This is a genomic window from Bartonella sp. AP72JLCBS (assembly GCF_042195705.1).
Taxonomy (GTDB): Bacteria; Pseudomonadota; Alphaproteobacteria; order Rhizobiales; family Rhizobiaceae; genus Bartonella.
The window spans coordinates 1-639 of record NZ_JBHIOU010000120.1 but is presented as its reverse complement, the minus strand read 5'-3'; the positions used below and the strand labels follow the sequence as shown (position 1 = coordinate 639).

At 42.7% G+C, this 639-nt stretch carries 1 protein-coding gene; it reads right to left on the bottom strand.

Going from position 1 to position 639, the window contains the following annotated elements:
- Nucleotides 1-306: 306 nt before the first annotated feature.
- Nucleotides 307-639: hypothetical protein (locus ACFILO_RS09690; protein ID WP_375678236.1), on the bottom strand; the 333-nt coding region annotated here is incomplete at its 5' end.

Genomic DNA, 639 nt, shown 5'->3' with positions numbered 1-639 from the left:
TCAGCAGCAAATCAGAATAAAGAGTGAAAACAAGGGAGATAGGTTTGTGAACTTCCCCGAAACAAGAGGTGAGATACGCGAGGCGCCTGAGTCCGGGGTGATTATGTAAAGCCACGACCAAGAATGGAGAGAAGAGATCATGTGTTGATGAGGATAACCTGGAGGGAGTAAAACGTCGTGTCAAACATTCATCGATCCCCAGAAAATACAATACAGAAATGAAAGAATACGGAAAAACAAAAATTTGGGTTGCCTCCCAAAAGCGCGTGTTTAATGTCGCGAGCCTGACGTGCAAGTTGTTCAGAATTAATGCGGGTCAAATGGGAAGATATTACCTGATGCATCGAGAGGTATTGGAGTCTTACCAAAATAGGGTTTGAGGCGATTCCCGTTGACTTTGAACTGACCTTTTTCCGGGTGGTAAATTTCGATCACACCTTGAGATGAGACACTAGTAACTGAGTACGGTCCTGTCCACCGTGATTTAAGCTTCCCCGGAAACAAACGTAGTCGGTTATTGTATAGCAACACTTGGTCTCCTTTCTCAAACTTCTTGTCCTGCTTTATTTTCTTATCATGATATTGCTTTACCTTGTCTTTATAAATCCTTGAATTTTCATAAGCCAAAGCCCTCCATTC